Raw genomic sequence first — 23,570 nt, 5'->3', positions numbered from 1 at the left:
CTTGTTATTCTAAACTATTTAAGATTTAATACAGTTACCTTTTCACGTGTCATAGACTCAAGGCTCTTACGAATACCTTGTGCGCCCATACCTGAACCTTTTACACCGATGAATGGGAAGTGGTCAGGACCTCGCTCTGTGCGTCCGTTAATTTGAACGGAACCAGTGTCGATTTTGTTCGCAATTGCAAATGCTTTATTAATGTCTTTTGTGAAAACACTTGCTTGTAAGCCGAACTCTGATTTATTCGCAATTTCAATCGCCTCTTCGTCAGAAGAAACACGGATGATTGGAAGGATTGGACCGAATGGCTCTTCCCAAGCAACCTTCATTTCTTCTGTTACGTGGTCGATTAATGTTGGGTAAATTAAGTTGCGCTCACGTTTGTTACCGATAACGATTGTTGCACCTTTTTCAGCAGCGTCATCAATTAAACCTTGAACGAAGTCAGCAGATTTATCGTTGATTAATGGAACGATTGTACTGTCTTTTTCTGGAGATCCAACTGATAGTTCAGCTACTTGCTCTCTTAATAAGCCAACAAGCTCGTCTGCTACATTTTCATGTACAAGTACACGTTTAATAGCTGTACAACGTTGACCAGAGTATGAGAATGCACCGCTTATGATATGTTTTGCAGCTTCTTGTAAATCAGCATCTTCGCATACGATACCAGGGTCTTTACCGCCAAGTTCTAATACAAGCGGAATCATAGTAGCTTTTTTCGCTAAGTGAGTACCTGTTTTTGTACCGCCTGTAAACGATACCATATCGATGCCAGCGTGCTCTACTAAGTAGTCACCAATTTCAGAACCGCGTCCTGTTGCTACGTTTACAAGTCCTTTTGGAAGACCTGCTTTATGAAGTGCTTCTACCATTTTAATACCGCTAATTGCACCTTGAGTTGCTGGTTTGAAGATAACAGCATTACCCATACTTAGTGCTGGTGCAAGTTTTGCAGCAGATAAATTTACAGGATAGTTAAATGGTGCGATTGCTAAAATTACGCCACGTGGTACGCGTTGAATGATTGCAAGTTTAGATTTAGATCCGCCAGGGAAGCTATCACCCATCATGCTCTCACCGTGCATGTGAAGTGCTTCGTCAACTGTGTAACGAATTAAATCAGCAGTACGAACAACTTCTTTTTTCGCATCTTTATATCCTTTACCGACTTCTTTCATAATAATATCGGCAATTTCATCTTGCATATTTACGAGCTCATCAGCCCATTTATATAAATATTTTGCGCGATCTTGTAGGGAGGCTTCAGCCCATGATTTTTGAGCTTCTTTTGCAGATGCAATTGCTTCATCTACTTCGTCGCGAGTAATTGCTTGTACTTGACCAATTACTTCATGTAAATATGGAGATAAGATATCAATAGTTTCTTTAGAAGCACTTTCTTTAAACTCTCCATTTAAATAAAATTTATATACATTTACCACCATAATTCCTCCATCTAATCAAACTTCAAAGTAAATAGCTTACCGACTCCAATCCATATCTGTCATATATTCTTTAATATGTTCAATTAAGCTTTTAAGTAATCTAATTGTACTTTGGTTCGCTGGGTTATTTCGCTAACCAGCATTCCTTCCTCACATGGGTATTAAAACGATATGATAGATTGCCTTGTTTGATTTCCAATAGCAGTTAATATATCTTGGCACTCTTGAAATTCTTCTAGGAATTATTTATTAGGATGTTGAAATGAATCAAGAGCTACTTTTTGTACAACCGTGTAAGGAGGACCATTGATGAATCTTGGAATTGAGTATCTAAAAGTTGTAAAAGAAAGATTTAATGATGTGAAACGCCTTGGAGATAATACGATCAGTCAATTGTCAGAAGAAGATATTCATTGGGGTTTCAATGAAGCTTCCAATAGTATTGCGGTTATAGTAAAACATGTAAGTGGAAATATGATATCTAGATGGACTGATTTTTTAACTACAGATGGAGAAAAGCCTAACAGGAATCGGGATCAAGAATTTGAGGATAATATCTCATCAAAACAAGAATTGATTTCTATTTGGGAAAAGGGCTGGAATACTCTTTTTAAAACACTAAATGAATTAGGAGAACAGGATTTACTAAAGAATATTTATATCCGCGGTGAAAGTCATACAGTGGTTGAAGCGATCGAAAGGCAAATGGCTCATTATGCTTATCATATCGGACAAATCGTCTATATTGGCAAGCAACTAAAAGATGCGAATTGGGAAAGCCTAAGTATTCCAAAAGGGAAATCGGAAGAACACTTACAACAAATGCTGAAAAAACATCGTGAATAAGATATTGAATGAAACTTCGGGCGCATTTCTCTAATAGGGGCACAGCCACAAGTTGCAAAGTTATATGGGACACAGAAGTGAAAAGAGCACATGATTGTGCTCTTTTTTAGATGCTTTGGTTGATTAAACGTGTTTTCTCTTTTCTTGCAGTAAGAAGTTGCGGCGTAAAAATTCCAAGTAATATACAAGCGATACCAAACCACTGCATCATTGATACACTTTCATGAACAAGTGTAATGGAAGCGATAATGGCTGTTGGTAGTTCAGCTGCACCTAAGATGGTTCCTAGTCCTGTTCCTACTTTTGGTATACCAATTGAAAAGCAAATGACAGGCACAACAACACCAAAGAACCCTAGAAAGGAAGCATATTTCCATAATCCAGCTTGCAAGGCACCATCAATTAAAAATGTTGGTGGGAAGAATAAACAGACAATAAGTGTAGCACTTGTTGCCATGAGAAAGCTTTTTGTATAGGGCGGTACATTTGTCGCAACGCGTCCACTTGCAAAGACATAAAAGGAAAAAGAAACAGCAGCTAGTAATCCAAAAATAATGCCTTTAGTTGAAAAATGTTGTCCAAGCCCTTCGAAGACACCGCCAGCAAATAATGTTCCCGTAAATAAAATAATAATAGATATGATTTTTTCGCGGCTTGGGAATGTTTTATTTGCGATTGCTTCAATGACTACCCCAATCCATGTGAATTGAAAAAGGAGAACAACGGCAATGGAAGCAGGTAATTCCGCTACAGAAATGGCATAGAAAATACCAGTCATACTCATTGTTATTCCGACAGCTAATAAGGAGAATATTTGCTTTTTGGACACTGTATGACGTGAAAAGAAAAGAACGAGCAGTAACAAGCCGATCCATCCAAATACATATTGCCCTCCTAATAGCTGATGTGAAGAAAATCCATTCATAAATCCGAGTTTGAAAATAGTAGAAAGTACGCCATAGCTACAGGCTCCAAATAAAACTAATAAAGAAAACTTAAATTTCTTCATAAAAATCCCCCTTTACAAATAAAAACGCCCGCTGTCCAACTAAGGACAACGGGCGAACGAAACAGAGTCAAATCTCTACAAAATTCCGCCACTCATCAAAGAATATGAGTTTGCGTATGCAATTCTATTCCCATTGTATTTCGAAGCGTAAAAAGAGTCAAATACTCTTTTATAGGGGTCCAATTTGTTTTGTAATCTAGGCGATTTTATCTTTTTATCGGCGGATAAGCAGATTCTGAGGTCAAAACGGAGACCGCGATTACTTTATCGGCGGGGTTCTCTTCGTTTTCGGAGAATAAGCCATGCTCTAAGCACAAAAATAGATACCCCGCATTTCTTTATCGACGAAAATAGATGGTTTATCGACGAAATTTACAACTTTATCGACGAAAACGAAATGTTTATCGACGAAAATTACTACTTTATCAACGAAAATGGAGTGGTTATCGACTTTTCGTGTTTCATCGACAAAAACCACCACTCGACGAATGGCAGTTCTGAGCAAAAAAAGAGCCCTGGAATACGCTTTTCCAGGGTCAATTCTATTTAATTGGTTTTTCCAGTACATATAAATCTTCTTCTATATTTGTAAGCTTATCTAAAACAAGCTTTCTTGCATCAGCAATTGCTTGATTGTAGATATATGGACCGATTTCTTTTATCATTTGATGGATTAACGCCTCTGCTTGAAAGCTACCGATCCTTTCCATATCTTCCTCTTCAAAAAAGCGTTGAATATTTTCTATAATTATCTCTTTTTGCTCTTTTGGTATTTTCACAGACATCATTTCTATTCCCCCTATTCAATCAAGAATTGTTTTGATTATGTATATAACAACCGATTTCTGGAGTTGCGTCAATAGTTTGGACACAAAAAAATGAAGCTGAACAGCCTCTGCAACAAAAAAACTACCCACCAATTAATAGTGGATAGTCCCTTCCTCACTTCGCTTATGCACTAACTTCTTCCGCTCCGTCAAATGTTTTCACACCAGAAACCACTTCGGCATATTTCGCATGATCAAATTCATTTTCGCTCTTTGCGACGATGATTGTCGCAATTCCGTTTCCGATTAAGTTTACAATTGCTCTTCCTTCACTCATGAAGCGGTCTACGCCAAGAAGTAATGCTAATCCTTCTATAGGAATAACCTTCATTGCTGTTAAGGTAGAAGCTAATACGATAAATCCGCTTCCTGTTACACCTGCAGCTCCTTTAGACGTTAACATAAGTACTAACATAATCGTGATTTGCTGCCAAATTGATAAGTCGATACCGAATACTTGAGCTAAGAAGACAACTGACATCGATAAGTAAATAGACGTACCATCAAGATTAAAGGAATAACCTGTTGGAATTACGAGACCAACTACAGATTTCGAACATCCGTATTGCTCCATCTTGTTCATCATTCTTGGTAGTACGGATTCAGAAGAGCTTGTTCCTAGAACGATTAATATTTCATCCTTAATGAACTTCAAATAATTCCATAAACTAAAGCCATATAGCTTACAAATTATATTTAGAACAACGAAGACAAATAAGAACATCGTTATATATACGGACATCATTAATTTTCCAAGCGGTAAAAGTGAAACAAGGCCAAAGTTACCGATTGTATATGCCATCGCGCCAAATGCTCCGATTGGCGCTGCTTTCATTACATAGCCAATAATTTTAAAGAATACGTGTGAAAGTTTGTCAAAGAATTCAATGACTAGCTTTCCTTTTTCTCCAAGAGCCGCTAATCCGATCCCAAATAAAACCGAGAAGAATAATACTTGAAGAATATCGCCTTTCGCGAACGCATCCATCATATTAGAAGGAACGATATGGGTTACAAAATCAATCCAGTTAATGCCTTGTCCCCCGCCTTGTGTATATTTCGATACGTCTCCTTTGGCAAGGGTATTAAAGTTAAGTCCTGCTCCTGGCTTCATAACATTTACTACAATTAAACCAACTATAAGTGCAAATGTAGTTACAACTTCAAAATAGATAAGAGCTTTTCCGCCGACTTTCCCAACCTTTTTCATATCCCCCATTTTGGCAATGCCGAGGACAATGGTTAAGAAAATAATCGGTGCAATTACCATTTTCACCGCATTGATAAATGTGTCCCCTAACGGCTTCATTGCTTTACCAGCACCTGGCCAAAGTAATCCAACTAACACACCAAGTGCAATGGCAGTTAATACTTGGAAGGTTAAATTTTTAAACAGTCGTTTCATCCTTCTCTCCCCCATCATTTTATAAACTTTTCTACCCCTTATTTGTAATATAATGATAACGTTTACAATGGAAATGGAGAAGATTCTGGTCATAACGAATGTTTTGTTCATTTTGGTCTTAGTTTTTTATTTCACGAAATACATAACGATTAACGGGTCTTCCCACTCCTCCATATTGAACTGCCAAATGAATAGCACCGCTTTTTTCTAAATAATCTAAGTACCGGCGGGCCGTTACTCTAGCGATCCCAATTGCACGCGCCACTTCTTCGGCAGAACGAGGTTCTTCTTGCTTTTTCACATACGTTACAATTTCATTTAAGGTAAACTCGTTCAATCCTTTTGGCAAATTGCTTACCGTTTTCTCAGAACGCCCAGCATGAAGTAATAAATCAAGCTGCTCCTGAGAAATCGATCCAGAATCTCGTAAACTCATTCTATATTGGCGGTACTTCTCTAACGCTTGTTGCATACGATGCAATTTAAAGGGCTTAATAATATAATCGAGCGCCCCATTTTGCAGCATGAATTTAATGGTGTCCCGGTCCTTCGCTGCAGACACAACCACTACATCCGTTTCTAATTCTTGTTTTCGAATTTCCTGCAGTACTTTTATTCCATCCTGTTTCGGCATAAAGATATCTAAAATAACGAGGTCTGGATTCATTTCTTTGACTAAACGAATCCCCTCTTCACCATCGTTTGCGACAGCGATGACTTGAAATCCTTCTACACTTTTTATAAATTCTTTATTAACTTCCTGAACCATTGGATCATCTTCAATCAACACGACTTTCATTGTCTCTTTATATGCCATCCGATTCCACCTCCATCTCCATCTCCATTGGAAAAGTTATAATAAAAGAGGTTCCTTCACCTTCAATCGATGAAATCTGAATATCTCCTCTTCCCTTTTCAACAATTTGTTTTACTAGAAAAAGACCATAACCTGTCCCGCTGCGTTTATTTACGGTAAATCCTTTCTCATATACCTTTGGTAGATGTTCTTCTTTGATCCCGCATCCGTTATCCTCGACTAGGATTGCACACACATCCTCTGACTGCTCAATACTAATATCCACTCTTTTATTCACGGTCTCGATTTGTTCAAATGAACCAAATGCATTTTCTATTAAATTCCCTAATAGTACGACGAAATCATGTTGATCTAATTGATACGGAAAAGCCTCTAAATAACTATTTTGATCTATATTTACTTGAATTCCAAGCTCTTTCCCTCTGCTTACTTTACTTAACAGAAGACCGGCAACTGCATCGTTTTTAATCGTCTCATTTAAAAAATCCGCTACATTCTCTTGCTCTTCGGAAGTGTTATAAGCAAGTTGCAGGGCCTTATCCACCTTACCAAGCTGAATCAAACCTGCTATCGTATGAAGCTTATTCATATGCTCATGACTTTGTACACGCAGTGCATCGACAAAGTTCTTTACTCCCGTTAACTCTTCCGCAAGCTTTGTTACTTCCGTACGATCTTGGAAAATGGCGACAGCTCCAATTAATTCATGATCCTTCTTAATCGGGATACGATTGCTTAAAATAACCTTTCCGCTTACTTTTATCTCTTCATTATATACTGGTTGATTTTTCTCTACGATTTCTGGAAGCCTTGTATCCTTTAATACTTCACGAATCGGCTTTCCGACAACATCTCCAACTACATGAAAAACCTGCTTTGCTTTCTCATTAAAAACCGTAATCTTTTCTTGGTTATCAATCGCAATCACACCCTCATTAATAGAATGGAAGGTTGCTGTCCTTTCTTCAAGTATTCTCTTAATTTCATATGGTTCCAACTGAAACATCTGTTTTTTAATATGGTTGGCGAGCATTAAGGAACCGATCAATCCAAGTATTAACGTAAGGATAACGATGAAAAGAATTTCTCCTTCTAATCCACTCATAATCTCAAAAAAGCCAGGTATTTTATTTCCGACAACGACAACACCAATTTGGTTTAAGTTTTGATCTTTAATCGGCATAAAAGCACGAATGACCGTACCGATTTCTCCCTTTGCTTTGGAAAAATAAATATGTTCTGCAAATGCTGGATCCTCATCCGTTCCTTTTGAAACTTTTCCAATCATTTCTTTCACGGGATGCGAATAGCGAACTCGATCCATATTCATGACGACAATATAATCTGTCTCATTAATGACTCTAATATTTTCAATAACGGGATTTAATGTCTTCCATCCATTTGCATCTTGAAGGGACTTCTTTACATCTGACATTTCTGCCACCGTCCGCGCTGTATTCATCGATCGAATTCTTAAATCTTGCTCTTCTTTTTGTTGAATATTTGCGACGATAATCACTCCGCCAAGCAGCAGTGAAACGATAACGACTGCGTAAGAAAGTATTGTTATTTTCCAGCGAATCGGCAAATTTCTCATACTTCATCACCCTCCTTTCTGTTACATGTATCTTTACGAATAGAAAACTTCTCGGTATGCTTACATTAAGAACCTCAAAAGGAGGACATAGATGAAGAAAGCAGCTACTGTTATATTCCTTGTCATCGCTTTAATTGGAAGCGTTTTATTTATTGGATATAAGAGTCAACCCCCCGGGCATGAACTCCCATACGATGATGACCAAGCCGGACTAAAAGACCAAATCGTCTTCAAATTTAGCCATGTTGTAGCAGAAAACACCCCGAAAGGACTTGCTGCTAATAAATTTGCTGAACTCGTTAATGAAAAATCAAATGGCAAGATAAAAATAGAAGTCTTTCCAAACGGAAGCTTATATTCTGATATAGAAGAATTTCGTGCTTTAAAATCGGGACAAGTACAAATTATTGCTCCCTCAACATCAAATCTTGATACACTCTCCCCTGAATGGGGCGTACTTGATTTACCATTTGCCTTTCCAAATGATGAAGCCTTACAAGAAGGCTTAAACGGAAAAATCGGGGAACAATTACTTCAATCCTTACAAAAGGAAGGAATAAAAGGGCTTGCCCACTGGTCCAACGGTTTTAAACAAATCACATCTAATAAAGGACCTATTCTTACACCCGAAGATATGAAAGGACAATCCTTTCGCATTATGCAAAGTGACGTCATCCAATCCGAATTTGATTTATTAAAAGCGAACGCACATCAAGAATCCTTTAACTCTACCTATCAATTAATTGGATCAGGAAAAATAGATGGCGAAGAAAATACAATTTCAAATATCTACTCTAAAAAATTTTATAACGTTCAAAACTATTTGACAATTACTAACCATGGATATTTAGGATACGTTGTCATGATGGACCAAAAAGTCTGGAACCAACAAACCGAACAAACAAAGAAAATACTGACGGAAGCAATGGAAGAAACGACCGCTTGGAATGCCAAGCAATCTATTGAAATGAATAAAGAACAACTTGAGCTTATCAAACAAAACTCACCGATTCAAATTCATGAATTAACCGATCAGGAGCGACAAGAGTGGGAAAAGACACTATCACCTATCTATGACAAACTTGCTCCGACGATTGGGGAAAACTTGGTTCAAGAGTTGAAGGATTTGCAGCGGAAGTATAATGCGCAGCTGCCGCAATAGCAAAAAGTGCCTATGTCATGTCACATAGGCACTTTTTTTGCATGAATAAGTCTTCCTCTGTTCCTGCACTTTCGCCGTTACAAGTTGGAATTTCGCCGTTAACCTGTTTACTTTCACCGTTAAAACCTCAGTTTTCGCCGTTAACTTATTCCGAGAGACTTCTTTCTTCCTCTGTTCCTGCTCTTTCGCCGTTACAACCTGGAATTTCGCCGTTACAACCTGGAATTTCGCCGTTAAAACCTCAGTTTTCACCGTTAACTTATTCCGAGAGACTTCTTTCTTCCTCTGTTCCGGCACTTTCGCCGTTAAACCTTCCATTTTCGCCGTTACAACCTGGAATTTCGCCGTTAAAACCTCAGTTTTCACCGTTAACTTATTCTGAGAGACTTCTTTCTTCCTCTGTTCCGGCACTTTCGCCGTTACAACTTGGAAATTCGCCATTAAACCTTCCACTTTCGCCGTTAACTTATTCTCAAGGGCCTTTTTCTTCCTCTGTTCCTGCTCTTTCGCCGTTACAACCTGGAATTTCGCCGTTAAACATTCCATTTTCGCCGTTAAACTCTCAGGTTTCGCCGTTAACTTATTCCGGGAGACTTCTTTCTTCCTCTGTTCCTGCTCTTTCGCCGTCACAGCTTGGTTTCAAAAAGACTTAATGTTTTCCCTCATGATAGAGTTTTAGAATTGCTATTTTTTCATCTTTTGAATATTTCCTTTTAGCCATAAAAATACTCCCCATTAAATAAACAGATTTTAATTTTTTATCTGTCTACCTAATGGGGAGCATATCATACGAAAGAGGTGTTCGTTTTGCTCATCCAATCTATTTTTTTACATCAATCAAAGTAATTTGCTTAGGCTGATTGCTTTTTGTTTCTTCTTTTTCGTACTACCATTTTATTTGTTTTAAATTTAGACATTCTAAAGAATAGGATCAATCCCGCATTAAACATTAGAGTCCATACAAGTGCGAATCGATTACCACTAAAATATATTCCTAAAATAGGTATCAACAGAAATACGGTGCTTTTCGCATAATAATTTTCTTTCGGATTAATGACCATCAAAACTGCTATAAGAACAAGTACCGAAGTTATGATGTTATGTCCTAAAAAAGAATGATTTGTATAATTTACATAGAAGTAATATCCAAATGCTCCTAAAATCGCAAATAAAGAAAGATAAAATCTCATAAATGAACGTTTATAAAAAAGAATCCAAACGGCAATAAAATTAATTCCTACACACATTCCAACTACAAATAATGTATGCGTAAAATTACTAGATTCTTTCATAAAGTGCAAAAGGAATTTGAAATTGTAATAAACAGCCACTACTACTAAAATCTTAAAGACTAGTTTTACCCAGAACATATCCACTTTCTTCATCTTTTTTGACGATCGGAATCTGGAAGCCGAGTTTACTTCCGCTTCGCCCTCTTCATCTGATTTTTTCTTTTTCCTGCCGGGCAACCATTGTTTATATCCTCTTTCTTCTAGTTCCCTTTTTGCTTCCTGCCTAGTCATGGAGCCTCTTTCTTTATATTCTTCATTATAATCATTTTCTACTGGTTGGTCTGACTCTGAATGCAAATCCAATGAATATTCACCTCTAGTATTTTTTAATAAATATATCTTATTTCGATATAATACATCGGTTATTTAAAAAGGGAAAGGGGGTAGGATCATTGGGGAAAACTTGGTGCAAGAGTTAAAGGATTTGTAGCGAAAGTATAATGCGCAACTACCGTAATAGCTAAAATATAGAACACCTCAGCTTTAGAATAATGTTTGATTAAATCGATACAAATAACCTTGATAAATGAGCAAAAAGAAAGAGCGTGTTTTGAAAAAAGTTTATTCAAAACACGCTCTTAATAAATTCAATTGAATCATTCTTTTATAAAAAAGTTTAATCGATATCCAAACCGATAGAAATGTATTTTACTTCTAGATACTCTTCGATACCATAATGGCCGCCTTCTCTTCCAAGGCCACTTTCTTTATAACCACCAAAAGGAACTTGTACAGCTGATGGCAATGCATCATTTAGACCAATAATTCCGTACTCCAACTCTTCAGTTATTCTAAACGAACGGGTTAAATTTTGAGTATATACATAAGCAGCCAATCCATAACTTGAATTATTAGCTCGTTCAATAACTTCCTGTTCTGTTTTGAATGTTGAGATTGGAGCAAGCGGACCAAAAATTTCATCCTGCATACACAACATGTCATCCGTTATATTTGTTAAAATCGTAGGTGTGTAGAAATAACCGTTTTCCTCCGTTGGCTTATTCCCGCTATAGACAACCTTGCCGCCCTTTTGTATAGCATCTTCCACTAATGTTTCAACCTTTGTCAAAGCTGCCTGATCAATTAATGGACCAATATCCACTTCCTGATCAAGGCCGTTTCCAACCTTAAGCTTGTCCAGCTCATTTTTGAAAAGCTGAGTAAACTCTTCTGCTACTCCTTCGTGTACAAATACTCTATTTGTACAAATACATGTTTGTCCGGCATTTCGGAACTTAGATTGAACAAGGCCTGCTGCTGCTTTTTGCAGGTTGGCATCATCCATTACAATAAACGGGGCATTCCCGCCTAGCTCAAGGGAAACCTTTTTCACAGTTTCAGCAGCGCCCCTCATTAATGTTTTTCCAACCTCTGTAGAACCTGTAAAAGTAATTTTTGTGACCCTCCAATCTTTAAGCCACGCTTCACCGATTTCAGCAGACCTTCCTGTTATTACGTTCAATACTCCCTTTGGTACACCAGCTTTATGAGCAAGCTCTACCAACTTTAATGCAGTAAGAGGCGTCTGTGTAGCCGGCTTGATCACAGCCGTACATCCAGCCGCAAGAGCAGGAGCAACTTTACGGGTGATCATGGCTGCCGGGAAGTTCCAAGGAGTGATGGCAGCTATAACCCCTACTGGTTCTTTTCTAACAAGGATACGTTTATTCGTTTGGGAAGCAGGAATGGTTTCCCCGTAAATTCGTTTTCCTTCTTCGGCATACCATGAAATAAATCCATTGGCATAAACGACTTCCCCTAGGGCCTCTTTTAATGGCTTCCCTTGTTCAATTGTCATAATTTTGGCGATTTCGTTTTTATTTTCTTCAATAAGATAATGCCATTTCATAAGGATCTGATATCGCTCATCGGCTGTTTTTTTGGACCAGATTTTAAAAGCCACATGAGCAGCATCTACTGCCTGTTCAGCTTCATAGGCTCCGCCAACAGGAACCGCCCCTATAATTTCTTTAGTTGCCGGATTTACAATCTCCGCAAATACTTCGTAATCATTCCCAATCCATTTCCCATCTATATACATTGGATATATTTCATATTTTTCGGTTATCTGTTTCATTTTTCACCTCTTAAAGATATTGTGGTGTCAGGACAGTTTCAATGGATTCTCCAAGAATTTGATACACCATCCTAAAAATGATAATTTAAGCCTGACAGCTTCGTTTTCACGAAGCATGTCAGGCAGAACATGATATTAATTCTGTATTTGCGATAACACTTCTTTAAAAGTATTGATAACCGTATCGACCTCTTTATAGCTGATCGTTAACGATGGTTCAATACGGATTGTTTTAGAATTGATGAGCGTTCCGGCCACAAGAACCCCTCTATCAAACATGCCTTTTGAAACTTCATAACCGATTTCATCCTTGTGGAACTCAATTCCAATCATTAAACCTTGACCACGGATTTCAAGAACTTTATCCTCATGTTCCTTAGCAACCTCTCTCAAGCCTTTCAAGAAATATTCTCCTACTTCTAATGCTCTCTCAGGTAATTTCTCTTCAAGCAATACACTGATGGTAGCAATTGCCGCTGCACATGCTAAAGGATTGCCTCCAAAAGTCGTCGTGTGCATAAATGGGTTAGGGAACCAGCTTTCAAATACCTTTTCCTTTGCAACAATGGCTCCAGCAGGCATTACACCACCACCGAATGCCTTAGCAAGACATAGAATATCTGGTACTACATCAAACAATTCAGCCGCAAACATTTTACCGGTACGTCCCATCCCTGTTTGAACCTCATCAAAAATTAATAATGCACCAAATTCATCACAAAGCTCTCTTACCTGTTTTAAGTAATTTGGCGGTGGTAAGATAATGCCGCCTTCACCTTGAATTGGCTCTAGGATAACAGCAGCCACATCTTCTCCAACAAAGGCACATGTTTCAAACGTCTTCCTCATCATATCGATATCGCCAAAAGGTACGTGGCGGAATCCAGGTATTAAAGGCAGGAATGGTTTACGGAACATGCCTTTTGCCGTACCTGATAGAGAACCTAAACTTTTCCCATGAAAAGCACGCGCTGTAGCGATGAAAGTTGTACGCTCACTGTACATTTTGGCAAGCTTTAAAGCCGCTTCAACACTCTCTGTTCCACTATTTGTAAAAAAGGCATATTTCAAATCACCCGGTGTGATATCTGCTAATATCTTGGCAAGCATGGCGCGTAAAGGATCCAATAAATCCTGACTGTGCAGCGCCTGGCGTTTTAATTGGTCAGTAACCGCTTTTACAACCTTCGGATGCCGGTGACCAACATTGTAAATTCCAAATCCACCAAGACAGTCTATATATTCATTACCGTAGATATCTTTAAAACAAGCGCCCCCATCAGACCATTCAACAGCAGCAAATTGGCCATCCTTTGTTACCGTTTTACGATAAGTAAGAAAGCCCGGATTTACGTGCTCTCTAAATCCATCCACCGTTTCTTTCGTAATCCAGTTTGCCTCTTCCTCCGTTACGACTTCCTTTTCTACTAAGCTTAAAACCTTGTTAATGTACTCATTTATCCTTTGATTCTCTTTTTGTTTGAACTCACTATTTAAACTGATACTCATATGAATCACTCCTATATAATTTTAGTTTTCAAACCAGCCAACCGGCTCTACCTGTAAATTAATGTTAATTTGTTTAATCTCCTGAAATTCATCAAATCCAAATGTTCCTAAGCTTCGTCCGATACCACTTTGTTTGTAACCACCCCATGGAGCTTCATTGTACGTAGGATGATAAGCATTAATCCAAGTAATCCCAGACCTAATCTTTCGAATGACACGTAAAGCCTTTGCTCCATCATTAGTAAAAACAGCTCCTGCTAGCCCGTAAACGGTATCATTAGCAAGATGAATGGCTTCTTTTTCTGTGCTGAATTTTTGGATGACAACTACCGGTCCGAATATCTCCTCTTGAACAATTCTCATATCCGCTTTGACATCAACAAAGACAGTTGGTTCAACAAAATATCCATTTCCTAAACCATTCGAAACAATCTGGTTTCCACCGCAGGCAATACGAGCACCTTCCTGCTTTCCAATTTCAATGTAGCTCAATACTTTTTGTAAATGCTCCTTGCTGACAAGAGGACCCATTTCAGAATTCGGATCATTGCCTGGACCAACTCGGATTTGCTTAGCCCGATCTACAAAGCGATCTACAAACTTATCGTAAATACTTTCCTCTACAAGAATTCTGGAACCTGCCGAACATACTTGTCCTGCACCCGCATAGATGCCAAATAGAGCGTAATCGACAGCCGTTTCAAAATCTGCATCAGCAAATATGATATTAGGTGATTTACCACCAAGCTCTAATGAGACCTTTTTCATACTGTCCGCTGCTGTTTTCATGATATGTTTTCCTGTTTTCGTTCCCCCAGTAAAGGAAATCATATCGACTTGAGGATTCTCCGCAATTTCATTCCCTACTACAGGTCCAGCTCCCATCACCATATTCGCTACACCTTTAGGGAGTTGAACCTCATCGAAAATTTCAAATAGTTTTTTAGGAGTAATCGGCGTAACCTCAGATGGTTTAAAAACAATTGTATTTCCTGCTGCCAATGCTGGAGCAATCTTCCATACACTCATTAAAAGAGGATAGTTCCATGGAACAATGAGACCGCAAACACCGACTGGTTCGCGTACCACCATGGCCTGCATCGGATCGGCCACATGATACGTTTGGCCATCAGGTTTCGTAATTAGACCTGCATAGTAGCGAAAACAGGCTGCAGCATCTGCGACATCATAACCTGCCTCACGCAGTGTTTTACCATTATCCAAAGTTTCAAGACTCGTTAATTCCTCTTGATACTCCTCAATCTTGTCTGCAATTTTAAATAAATAAGCAGCTCTTTCTGCAGCAGGCAAATCGGACCAAACACCATCGTCAAATGCCTTACGTGCTGCATCAATTGCTTCCCTGGTATCACCAATGCTTCCTTCAGGTGCAAAGGTAATAATTTCTCCAGTAGCAGGATTATAAACAGGACGCTTTTCCTCGTTTTGCGATTTTCTCCATTCGCCATCAATGTACATGCTTAAATCAATCGCTTTCACCTTCAAATCGACCATGTATGAACATCCTCCTTTTACCGTTCTTATTTATCTATATTGCAAGAAGCATGCCAACTGATAGAAACCTAGTAATAAAGGAATTCTCTTACTTATCCATAGGGGCTTTATGCAATTTTGAATAAGTTATTAAAAATTGCATAATGAAAAAAGCCGATTCAGAAATGACTGAACCGGCTCTATTATTAGATGGATGAAATCGTATTTTTTAGATTCATACTTCTTTCATTTACTATTTTTTGATATTTACGGCTAACGGATGATTGGCTAATTCCTAATGCTTTTGCAGCCTTTGTTGTTGTTTTATATTGCTTCATTGCTAGGAGTATAAGTTGTTCCTCCACATGATCCATAGCCTCCTGCAAAGGCATCACCCTTGTAATGACCGGCTTTGATTTTTTTACATCATATCCCAAAGAAAGAAATTGACTAACGAATTCTGAGGTGATGTTCTGTTCCTCAGATGTCACAACCAATCTCTCAATGATATTTTGAAGTTCCCTTACATTCCCCGGCCATGAGTAAAATTCTAAAACATTAATCGCATCTGGAGTGAGATTGAAGTCCTTATTATATTTATCATTTAGCTGTTGAAGAAAATGAAAAGCCAGTACTGAAATGTCCTCTACCCTTTCCCTTAATGCAGGTATATGGAGGGGAATAACATTTAAGCGATAGAAAAGATCTTCTCGAAAACTACCGTCTTCCACCATCTTTTCTAACCTTTTATTTGTCGCTGCAATAATTTGAACGTTCACCTTAATAGGTGATGTACTCCCAACCGGAATAACCTCTTGTTCCTGTAAGACTCTCAAAAGTTTCACTTGAAGATGTAAAGGCATCTCACCAATCTCATCCAAAAACAAAACCCCTTCATCTGCTTGCTTAAAATAACCGTCTTTTCCATTTTTATCAGCGCCCGTAAAAGAACCTTTCGTATATCCAAAAAGTTCACTTTCTAATAAGTTTTCAGGGATTGCTCCACAGTTTAATTTTAAAAAGGGCTTTGAAGAACGGCTTCCGAGCTGATGAATAGCCTGAGCAATAACCTCCTTTCCTACACCTGACTCTCCATATAAAAGGACGGTTGAAGAAAAGTCTGCTATTTTTCTGGCCTGATTTATGATTTGTTCCATTTTCGAACTTCGATAAATCAATTTCTTCGTAAACCGATCTTTATTTTTAAAATCAGCTAATTCCCTTTTATACTGCTCCGATATCTTCTTTATTTCTTTTAGCTCTGTTTTTAAGCGTGTTGTTTCAGTAATATCCCTGGATGCAACAATAATCCGATCTATTTCATTCTTCTCATTGAAAACTGGATTTCCGACAGCAAGAATCTTACATCCATTTCTAGTTTCCTGAACAACGGAAACCTTTTTCTTTTTTTCTAAGACCAGTCTAATCACAGATGGACTGAATAACCCCTGTTCCTCCAGCTTCAAGATATTTTTACCGATTAATTCCTTTAAATCCGTATCCCAGAATCCAGGAATTACGCTGTCGCTGAAGCGAATTAGCTCTGCCTTATGGTTTACGACGAGAATCTCATCATAAATACTCGATAATATGGCGTTCATATCTTTATTCAAATCTTTGATGTACTCAATTTCCACTGCCATTTCCTCAACCATAGGTAAATCCTGTACGACAATGACGATCCCCTCAACAATCTGTTCAAAATTAAAGATTGGGCTATAATCCACGAGGACACCCGTTTCATCTCTAATTTGCAGTTGGTTAAGGATGGTTTCTCCTGTTTCAAATACATTATTTATGTGTTCACCGTTAAAAATAAATTTAGCCTGCACATTCATAACTTTCTCTGCCGTGGCTTTCATCATTTTCAATCCCGAATCATTATAATTAATAATCCGCTTTTCCTTATCTATTACAAAAATCCCCATAGGAATGGAGGTTAAAATGATTTTTAACAAATCGATATTTTGATTCTCTTGCTTAAAAAGCTCAGCAAGAATATCCTCACGCCGTATATAACCAGCTGGTTTCTCATCTTCCTCTTTGATAATCGCAAATGGTTCCCCAATAATTTGAAAGAGAACAGGTAACGAAATGTGCTCATTAAGCTGACAGACACTGTCAATTGATTTTGAATGATCCAATAAGTCTCTTACTGTTAATAGGGGACCTTCTTTGATTCCCTGTAAAAGAGTGTTCATATTAACATATGAAAATAATTTCTCTTGTTTAATCAAGAATAAAAAGGGTTCTTTCATATCTATAATTTCTATATGTTGATCTTCTTCTATTTCGTCTATAGCTATTGTAATGAGTGGTCTGATCTTTTCTTTAGAAACGGAAAACATTTGTAACCCCTCCTTATTTCCCCTTAATATGGTTATTGTTAACATTCTACTAAATTCCTATTGTTCCTTTTACTAGAAAAAATTAATAGATACAGTAAAAAGAAGATGATTCCATTCATCTTCTTTTTGCTGTATTAATCACTGCCGGTCACAAATAAATCTTCTTTAAAATAGGCGAGGACCATTCCAGTTACTACATGTTCCCCCTCCAAAACCTCTAATGATTCTACTTCTCCGTTAACACATGTATGAACGATTTCCACACGTCCATCTGCTGTCTTAATATGAAATAATGGTTTCCATGCATAGAATCTTGAATTTTCATTGATTGAAATCTTTTCCACGACACCGTGACAAGGGCTAAGAATCACATCAGAGTACATATGCATCACCCCTTTCTTCAAAATACCTATTAATGCTGTCTACGATCAAAACCTGACCCATCCTCGAAGCCGGGATGCTTCCACTACTTTACGGATTCCTTCTATATAGGCAGCCACTTTCATGTTCACGGAAAAATTTTTAGAAGTATGATAGACCTTCAAAAAGCTGTCTGTTATCTTTTCTTTTAATCGTTGATCGACAAGCTCTTCTGTCCAATAATATCCTTGGTTGTTTTGGCACCATTCAAAATAAGAGACAATGACGCCCCCTGAATTCGCCAAAATATCCGGGACTAGTAATATACCCTTTTCATCGAGAATCTTAATGGCTTCTTTTGTTGTTGGTCCATTTGCTGCTTCAATTAAGATTTTGCATTGTAGTCGTCCGGCATTTTGTTTGTTGACCACTCCGCTAATAGCAGCAGGAATGAGCACATCGCACTCCTTTTCTAATAACTCTTGATTGGATAATGAATCTTGAAATCTATTCGAAACGACCCCAAACGAGTCTCTATTATCCAAAAGGTAAGGTATATCTAAGCCGCTGGGGTCATATAACCCGCCAAGCACATCTGCTATTCCGACAACCTTCGCCCCTAATTCATGCAAATACATCGCTAAATAACTGCCAACATTTCCGAATCCCTGAATAATTACCCGCATACCTTGAATAGGAATTTTCTTTAAATCACTGACCATTTGAAGCGTATATACTACGCCCTTAGAAGTAGCTGTTTCTCTACCCTTTGATCCTCCTAATGCGAGTGGCTTACCTGTAATAAAGCCAGGTGAATCAAATTCCCTGATATGATCGTATTCATCTAGCATCCAAGCCATGATTTGAGAATTTGTATACATATCCGGTGCAGGAATATCCTTTGTCGGCCCCACTATTTGACTAACTGCCCGCACATACCCTCTACTTAATCGTTCTATCTCAGGAAAACTCAGCTGTTTAGGATCACAGACAATACCGCCCTTCGCCCCTCCATATGGAAGATCTGTTATTCCACATTTCAAACTCATCCACCCCGCCAAAGCCTTTACTTCTTCAGGAGTGACATCCGGGTGGAACCGAATCCCTCCTTTCGTCGGACCCATTGCATCATTATGCTGAGCCCGATATCCTTGAAACGTCCTTGTCTCACCATTATCCATTTGAACAGGAATACTGACCTCTAAAAACCGCATTGGTGTTTTGATAAAATCAAAAACCTGATCTGGATAGTTCAAAACTCCAATTGCCTCTTTTAAGATATCCTGGAATTCTTGCAAAGAATTATCCTTTTCACTCTCTTGATTTACCTTTTGGCTTTTTACAATCCCCTCAGTTTTCCCTGCCATTTTAGCACCTCACTTTTTTATTCTTATACATATATAAAGCAACTTTCATGCCAGCTTGAAAATGATATTACTGGTTGGTATATCACCGCTTTTATTCATCCAGATCTATGTATAAATTCATAAGTCATTCAAGTTTGCATACGGAGCTAACTCAAAAGGGAGAAAACCATTCCCTTTTGAGTCAGCTCACGAAATAGGCTGTCAAGAAGAATCCAGTAAAATCAGTGATTTCTGAGACAGCCTATTTCGCATGCTTCGTATTATTTTAGTTTTTAGACAGCCCCATCAAAAAACGCATCCTGTTAGAATGCGTTTTTTCCTTTATGCCTGAATTTCTTCAACCTGATATTGAGGCGGAGCTTTTCGGAATGCCTTTGTAATATATAAGAGATAACCAAAACCAATGATAAACCAGGATATTCCCATTACTAGTGAGGTCGTCTCAAGGTTGATCCAGAGAATAGCAATGGATGAAGCGCCTATTAAAGGCATAATTAAGTAATTGAAAAATCCCTTTATAGTTCGATGCTTCTTTTCCCGTAAGACAAAATGGTTAATCACTGACAGATTTACAAAGGTAAAGGCCATCAATGCACCAAAGTTAATCACTGATGTTGCCGTGACTAAATCAAAGAAACAGGCTGACAATGAAATAACTCCAACTATAACAACGTTAATAGTTGGTGTTTTCCACTTAGGATGAATATACCCGAACCATTTTTCTGGAAAAACCTTATCACGGCCCATAACATATAAAAGACGTGTGACACTGGCATGTGATGCTAGTCCTGACGCTAGCGTATTTACGCAAGTGGTACAAAGAAAAATCGATTGAAATAGCTTCCCTCCTACATAGAGGGCGATTTCTGGTAAAGCAGCATCCGGCTCCTTAAACCGAGACATATCCGGAAAAAAAAGCTGAATAAAGAATGAAGCAGTGATGAAAATAATTCCACCCCAAAGAGCAGTGAGAAAGATTGCTTTCGGAATCGTTTTTTTCGGATTTGGTGTTTCCTCAGCAAGTGTCGTTACTGCATCAAACCCTAAGAAAGAGAAACAAAGAATAGTAGCTCCAGTAATTAAAACTGAATAGTTCATTCCAGCCGAGAAGAAAGGCTGCATGGTAAACACTTCACCTGTACCTTCACCATTATTCAGGCCCTTTACAACAAGGATGATAAACACCACCATGATGGCAACCTGAATGAAAACAAAAATGGCATTAAAATTAGCAAGTAGACTAACACTCCGAAGATTGAGAATCGTAACAATCCCTACAAATAAAAATACCCATACCCATGTTGGAACTTCTGGAAATAGTGCTGTGAGGTAGATTTTAGTCAACAATGCATTTACCATTGGCAAAAAGAGATAATCCAACAATGAAGACCACCCTACCAAAAACCCTAAATGTCTGTTAATCGCCTTTTGCGTATAAGTATAGGCAGAACCTGCTGTAGGGAAGACCTTTACAAGCTTTCCATAGCTTGCAGCTGTAAATAGCATACCCAATAATGCAATCACATAGGCAGTTGGGACATGTCCTTCCGTAACTTTAGATACAATACCAAATGTGTCAAATACGACCATGGGCGTCATATAAGCTAACCCCATCATAACGATTTGCCATAATTTTAGTGATCTTTTCAGTTTAGCACCATTTTCCACCTATCATTCCCCCTTTTTCTCCTTGTATTAAGCGCTTTCATTTTATAGTTCATACATCTTTCATTAGCTGAAATTAAGAATCCTCCCTTCTTTTTCAACATTCCAAGGTCTTACTTATCAAAATGCATATTTTGTGCCATATTCCGATATTTGATAGAAAATACCAAAAAAACTTCTAAATTACGCAATATTAGATTTATGAACTAGATTAGGTGGTGAATCACCTCCTAATAACCCATTCATTACTGCATAAATTATTCTTTTTTTCATAAATTCAGCAAATTCTATCTAGATTATAGAATACGAAACACCCCTTTAATGGAAGACTCGGACTTGGCATGATATTTGCATAATTTTTTATAAAGAATTACTAAAAAATTGGAGGAATACAAAAATGAAATATCCACTATCCCCTGACGTAAAACCAGAGTTCTGTACAACCGGATCTTTTATGCGATTACCTGTTACAAGAGAAAATACTAAATTAGCCGTGGTAGGTTTACCTTTTGATACGGCGGCATCATTCAGGGTAGGAGCAAGGTTTGCTCCACAGGCAATCCGTCAGGCATCTATGACTCTATTTCCTTACCATCCAATTCACAAGGTATATCCGTTTGATGATTGTAATGCAATTGATATTGGGGATGTTTCAGTAATCCCCCATAATATCCACCGAAGCTATGAGTTAATTGAAAATACAATGACAGATTTAATGAAACAAGGAATCATTCCAATAGGTATTGGCGGAGATCACTCAGTAACATTGGCAAACCTACGCGCCGCCGCAAAAGTATATGGACCAGTCGCACTGCTCCATTTTGATTCACATACAGATACCTGGGATACCTATTATGATGAGAAGTACTGGCATGGGTCCCCTTTTATCCGCGCTTATAAGGAAGGGCTTCTTCAAACAGATAAAGTGTTCCAAATTGGAATTAGAGGGACGCTCAATCACCCCGGAGATATAGATGCCAGCACGGATCTAGGCTATAACGTAATCACTACTGCTGAGTTAAAAGAAAGAGGAACCTGGGATGTCTTAAAGCAGGTTAAGAAGACAATCGGAGATACACCATGTTTCTTAAGCTTCGATATTGATTTTGTCGATCCATCATATGCCCCTGGTACAGGCACCCTAGAGGTCGGCGGTCCAAGCAGCTTTGAAACCCTTCAGATGATTCGTTCTCTACATGGATTTTATTTTATTGGATTCGATCTGGTGGAAGTTCTCCCACCATACGATCCAACACAAATCACATCACTATTAGCAGCCACTATCATTCATGACTTTGCGAGTTTAGTAGCCTTAAAGATCAAGGAAGAAGAACAAGACGAATCGCTCCAAAATCATTCATAGTATTTCTCGTTTTAATGAATGGTTTCCCTCATGATAGAGTTGTAGAATTGCTATTTTTTCATAATTTGAATATTTCCTTTTAGCCATAAAAATACTCCCCATTAAATAAACAGATTTTATTTTTTTATCTGTCTACCTAATGGGGAGCATATCAGTTTTGATAAAAAAGCAGGGATTTTTGGCATTTTAATAGACATAAGGAAATGGATACTTATTCAAGAAAGGATACTCGTTAGGCTAAACAATATTTATCTAGTTCCATTAACAATGAGGTCTGCTCTTTCAAAAGGTTTATGTTCTTCAACATAAATGTCTTCAGAAATCATCCAATTATTTTCCCACATATCACGAGCCTCTTCTCCGTCTCTTTCAAGCCCTCGTGAAAGCCTTGTTTCTCGTGGACAATCAACCCATATTGTAAAATCGTATTTATTTGATAATTCCTCGCGAATAGAAAAGACACCTTCTATTATGACAGTTCCTCCAACGGGAACAGTATGCCATTCTGCTAAATCATCTGTCTCCCAATCATATCGCTGATAACATCCCTCTTTGTTTTGACTGATAGGTTCAAGAACCTGATTTAATACACGCGTCCAATCAAAATCAGCACCAATAGGCTTTTTCTCTGGATGTGTTTTTATAAGTTGTGAGGATGGTAAATAAAAATCATCCATATGTACAACAGTTACATTGGAACATTCATCCTTTAATTTATTTGCAAATGTGCTTTTTCCTGAACCTCCACAACCATCTATTCCAATTAACAAGGTTGATTGTTTTTTGGGAATAGAATTAATTGACCTAACCAATTGTTCAAAATTATTTAATTCACCTTTTTTCGTTTTGAAATTCACAATATCACCACTTTCATATACTTCATTCGATGGTTTATCGACGAAAATTACAACTTTATCGACGAATTTTACCAGTTTATCGACGAAAATGGATAGTTTATCAACGAAAATGGATAGTTTATCA

At 38.0% G+C, this 23,570-nt stretch carries 19 protein-coding genes; 3 read left to right on the top strand and 16 right to left on the bottom strand.

The features are described from left to right. Positions 1 to 14: 14 nt before the first annotated feature. Positions 15 to 1,451 (bottom strand): NADP-dependent glyceraldehyde-3-phosphate dehydrogenase, encoded by a 1,437-nt coding sequence (locus ACM5BR_RS12475; RefSeq protein ID WP_416828275.1) that lies wholly within the window; start codon positions 1,449 to 1,451, stop codon positions 15 to 17. A gap of 309 nt (positions 1,452 to 1,760) precedes the next feature. Between ACM5BR_RS12475 and ACM5BR_RS12470 the strand changes: the two genes are divergently transcribed. Continuing rightward, complete coding sequence (locus ACM5BR_RS12470; protein ID WP_416828274.1) at positions 1,761 to 2,297, top strand: DUF1572 domain-containing protein; 537 nt, start codon at positions 1,761 to 1,763, stop codon at positions 2,295 to 2,297. 106 nt (positions 2,298 to 2,403) lie between these two features. Here the strand turns inward: ACM5BR_RS12470 and ACM5BR_RS12465 are convergent, their stop codons facing one another. The 5 genes from ACM5BR_RS12465 to ACM5BR_RS12445 all read right to left on the bottom strand — a co-directional run bounded on the left by ACM5BR_RS12465 (position 2,404) and on the right by ACM5BR_RS12445 (position 7,952). Next, positions 2,404 to 3,306, bottom strand: a complete 903-nt coding sequence (locus tag ACM5BR_RS12465; RefSeq protein WP_416828273.1) for an EamA family transporter — start codon at positions 3,304 to 3,306, stop codon at positions 2,404 to 2,406. 542 nt (positions 3,307 to 3,848) lie between these two features. Further along, on the bottom strand, positions 3,849 to 4,094 hold the full coding sequence (locus tag ACM5BR_RS12460; RefSeq protein ID WP_416828272.1) for a DUF2164 domain-containing protein: 246 nt from the start codon (positions 4,092 to 4,094) through the stop codon (positions 3,849 to 3,851). Positions 4,095 to 4,257: 163 nt separating this feature from the next. Then, positions 4,258 to 5,538, bottom strand: a complete 1,281-nt coding sequence (dctP, locus tag ACM5BR_RS12455) for a C4-dicarboxylate transporter DctP (protein WP_416828270.1) — start codon at positions 5,536 to 5,538, stop codon at positions 4,258 to 4,260. A 118-nt stretch (positions 5,539 to 5,656) separates the two neighbouring features. Next, positions 5,657 to 6,355, bottom strand: a complete 699-nt coding sequence (locus tag ACM5BR_RS12450; protein ID WP_416828268.1) for a response regulator — start codon at positions 6,353 to 6,355, stop codon at positions 5,657 to 5,659. Further along, a complete protein-coding gene (locus tag ACM5BR_RS12445; protein ID WP_416828266.1) occupies positions 6,345 to 7,952 on the bottom strand; it encodes an ATP-binding protein in 1,608 nt (535 codons plus the stop codon). The genes ACM5BR_RS12450 and ACM5BR_RS12445 overlap by 11 nt, the downstream gene beginning before the upstream one ends. Positions 7,953 to 8,043: 91 nt before the next feature. Here ACM5BR_RS12445 and ACM5BR_RS12440 point away from each other — a divergent pair, with 91 nt between their 5' ends. Continuing rightward, positions 8,044 to 9,114, top strand: coding sequence for a TRAP transporter substrate-binding protein (locus ACM5BR_RS12440; protein WP_416828264.1), 1,071 nt, complete (start codon positions 8,044 to 8,046; stop codon positions 9,112 to 9,114). Positions 9,115 to 9,129: 15 nt separating this feature from the next. Here the strand turns inward: ACM5BR_RS12440 and ACM5BR_RS12435 are convergent, their stop codons facing one another. The 9 genes from ACM5BR_RS12435 to ACM5BR_RS12395 all read right to left on the bottom strand — a co-directional run bounded on the left by ACM5BR_RS12435 (position 9,130) and on the right by ACM5BR_RS12395 (position 21,229). Then, complete coding sequence (locus tag ACM5BR_RS12435) at positions 9,130 to 9,744, bottom strand: hypothetical protein (protein WP_416828262.1); 615 nt, start codon at positions 9,742 to 9,744, stop codon at positions 9,130 to 9,132. 221 nt (positions 9,745 to 9,965) lie between these two features. After that, positions 9,966 to 10,709, bottom strand: coding sequence for a hypothetical protein (locus ACM5BR_RS12430; RefSeq protein ID WP_416828261.1), 744 nt, complete (start codon positions 10,707 to 10,709; stop codon positions 9,966 to 9,968). Positions 10,710 to 11,022: 313 nt separating this feature from the next. Then, a complete protein-coding gene (locus tag ACM5BR_RS12425) occupies positions 11,023 to 12,447 on the bottom strand; it encodes an NAD-dependent succinate-semialdehyde dehydrogenase (protein ID WP_416828597.1) in 1,425 nt (474 codons plus the stop codon). A gap of 171 nt (positions 12,448 to 12,618) precedes the next feature. Then, positions 12,619 to 13,992, bottom strand: coding sequence for a putrescine aminotransferase (locus ACM5BR_RS12420; protein WP_416828260.1), 1,374 nt, complete (start codon positions 13,990 to 13,992; stop codon positions 12,619 to 12,621). A 21-nt stretch (positions 13,993 to 14,013) separates the two neighbouring features. Further along, the gene (locus ACM5BR_RS12415; protein WP_416828259.1) at positions 14,014 to 15,507 is read right to left on the bottom strand and encodes an aldehyde dehydrogenase family protein; all 1,494 of its coding nucleotides are present in this window, start codon (positions 15,505 to 15,507) and stop codon (positions 14,014 to 14,016) included. Between the two features lie 185 nt (positions 15,508 to 15,692). Continuing rightward, positions 15,693 to 17,834, bottom strand: a complete 2,142-nt coding sequence (locus ACM5BR_RS12410) for a sigma 54-interacting transcriptional regulator (protein WP_416828258.1) — start codon at positions 17,832 to 17,834, stop codon at positions 15,693 to 15,695. Positions 17,835 to 17,968: 134 nt separating this feature from the next. After that, complete coding sequence (locus ACM5BR_RS12405) at positions 17,969 to 18,217, bottom strand: biotin/lipoyl attachment domain-containing protein (RefSeq protein ID WP_416828256.1); 249 nt, start codon at positions 18,215 to 18,217, stop codon at positions 17,969 to 17,971. Positions 18,218 to 18,262: 45 nt separating this feature from the next. Then, positions 18,263 to 19,561, bottom strand: coding sequence for a Glu/Leu/Phe/Val family dehydrogenase (locus ACM5BR_RS12400; protein ID WP_416828255.1), 1,299 nt, complete (start codon positions 19,559 to 19,561; stop codon positions 18,263 to 18,265). A 321-nt stretch (positions 19,562 to 19,882) separates the two neighbouring features. After that, a complete protein-coding gene (locus tag ACM5BR_RS12395) occupies positions 19,883 to 21,229 on the bottom strand; it encodes an APC family permease (protein WP_416828254.1) in 1,347 nt (448 codons plus the stop codon). A 394-nt stretch (positions 21,230 to 21,623) separates the two neighbouring features. Here ACM5BR_RS12395 and speB point away from each other — a divergent pair, with 394 nt between their 5' ends. Beyond that, positions 21,624 to 22,589: an agmatinase gene (speB, locus tag ACM5BR_RS12390; protein ID WP_416828253.1), complete on the top strand. Its 966-nt coding sequence runs from the start codon at positions 21,624 to 21,626 to the stop codon at positions 22,587 to 22,589. 248 nt (positions 22,590 to 22,837) lie between these two features. On the opposite strand, the gene ACM5BR_RS12385 is transcribed toward speB, so the two are convergent. Beyond that, positions 22,838 to 23,401, bottom strand: a complete 564-nt coding sequence (locus ACM5BR_RS12385) for a uridine kinase family protein (protein ID WP_416828596.1) — start codon at positions 23,399 to 23,401, stop codon at positions 22,838 to 22,840. Positions 23,402 to 23,570: the final 169 nt, after the last annotated feature.

Origin of the sequence: Ectobacillus polymachus (genome assembly GCF_048159605.1) — a bacterium.
Lineage (GTDB): Bacteria > Bacillota > Bacilli > Bacillales > Bacillaceae_G > Ectobacillus > Ectobacillus polymachus.
This window is presented reverse-complemented; position numbering and strand designations above follow the sequence as displayed.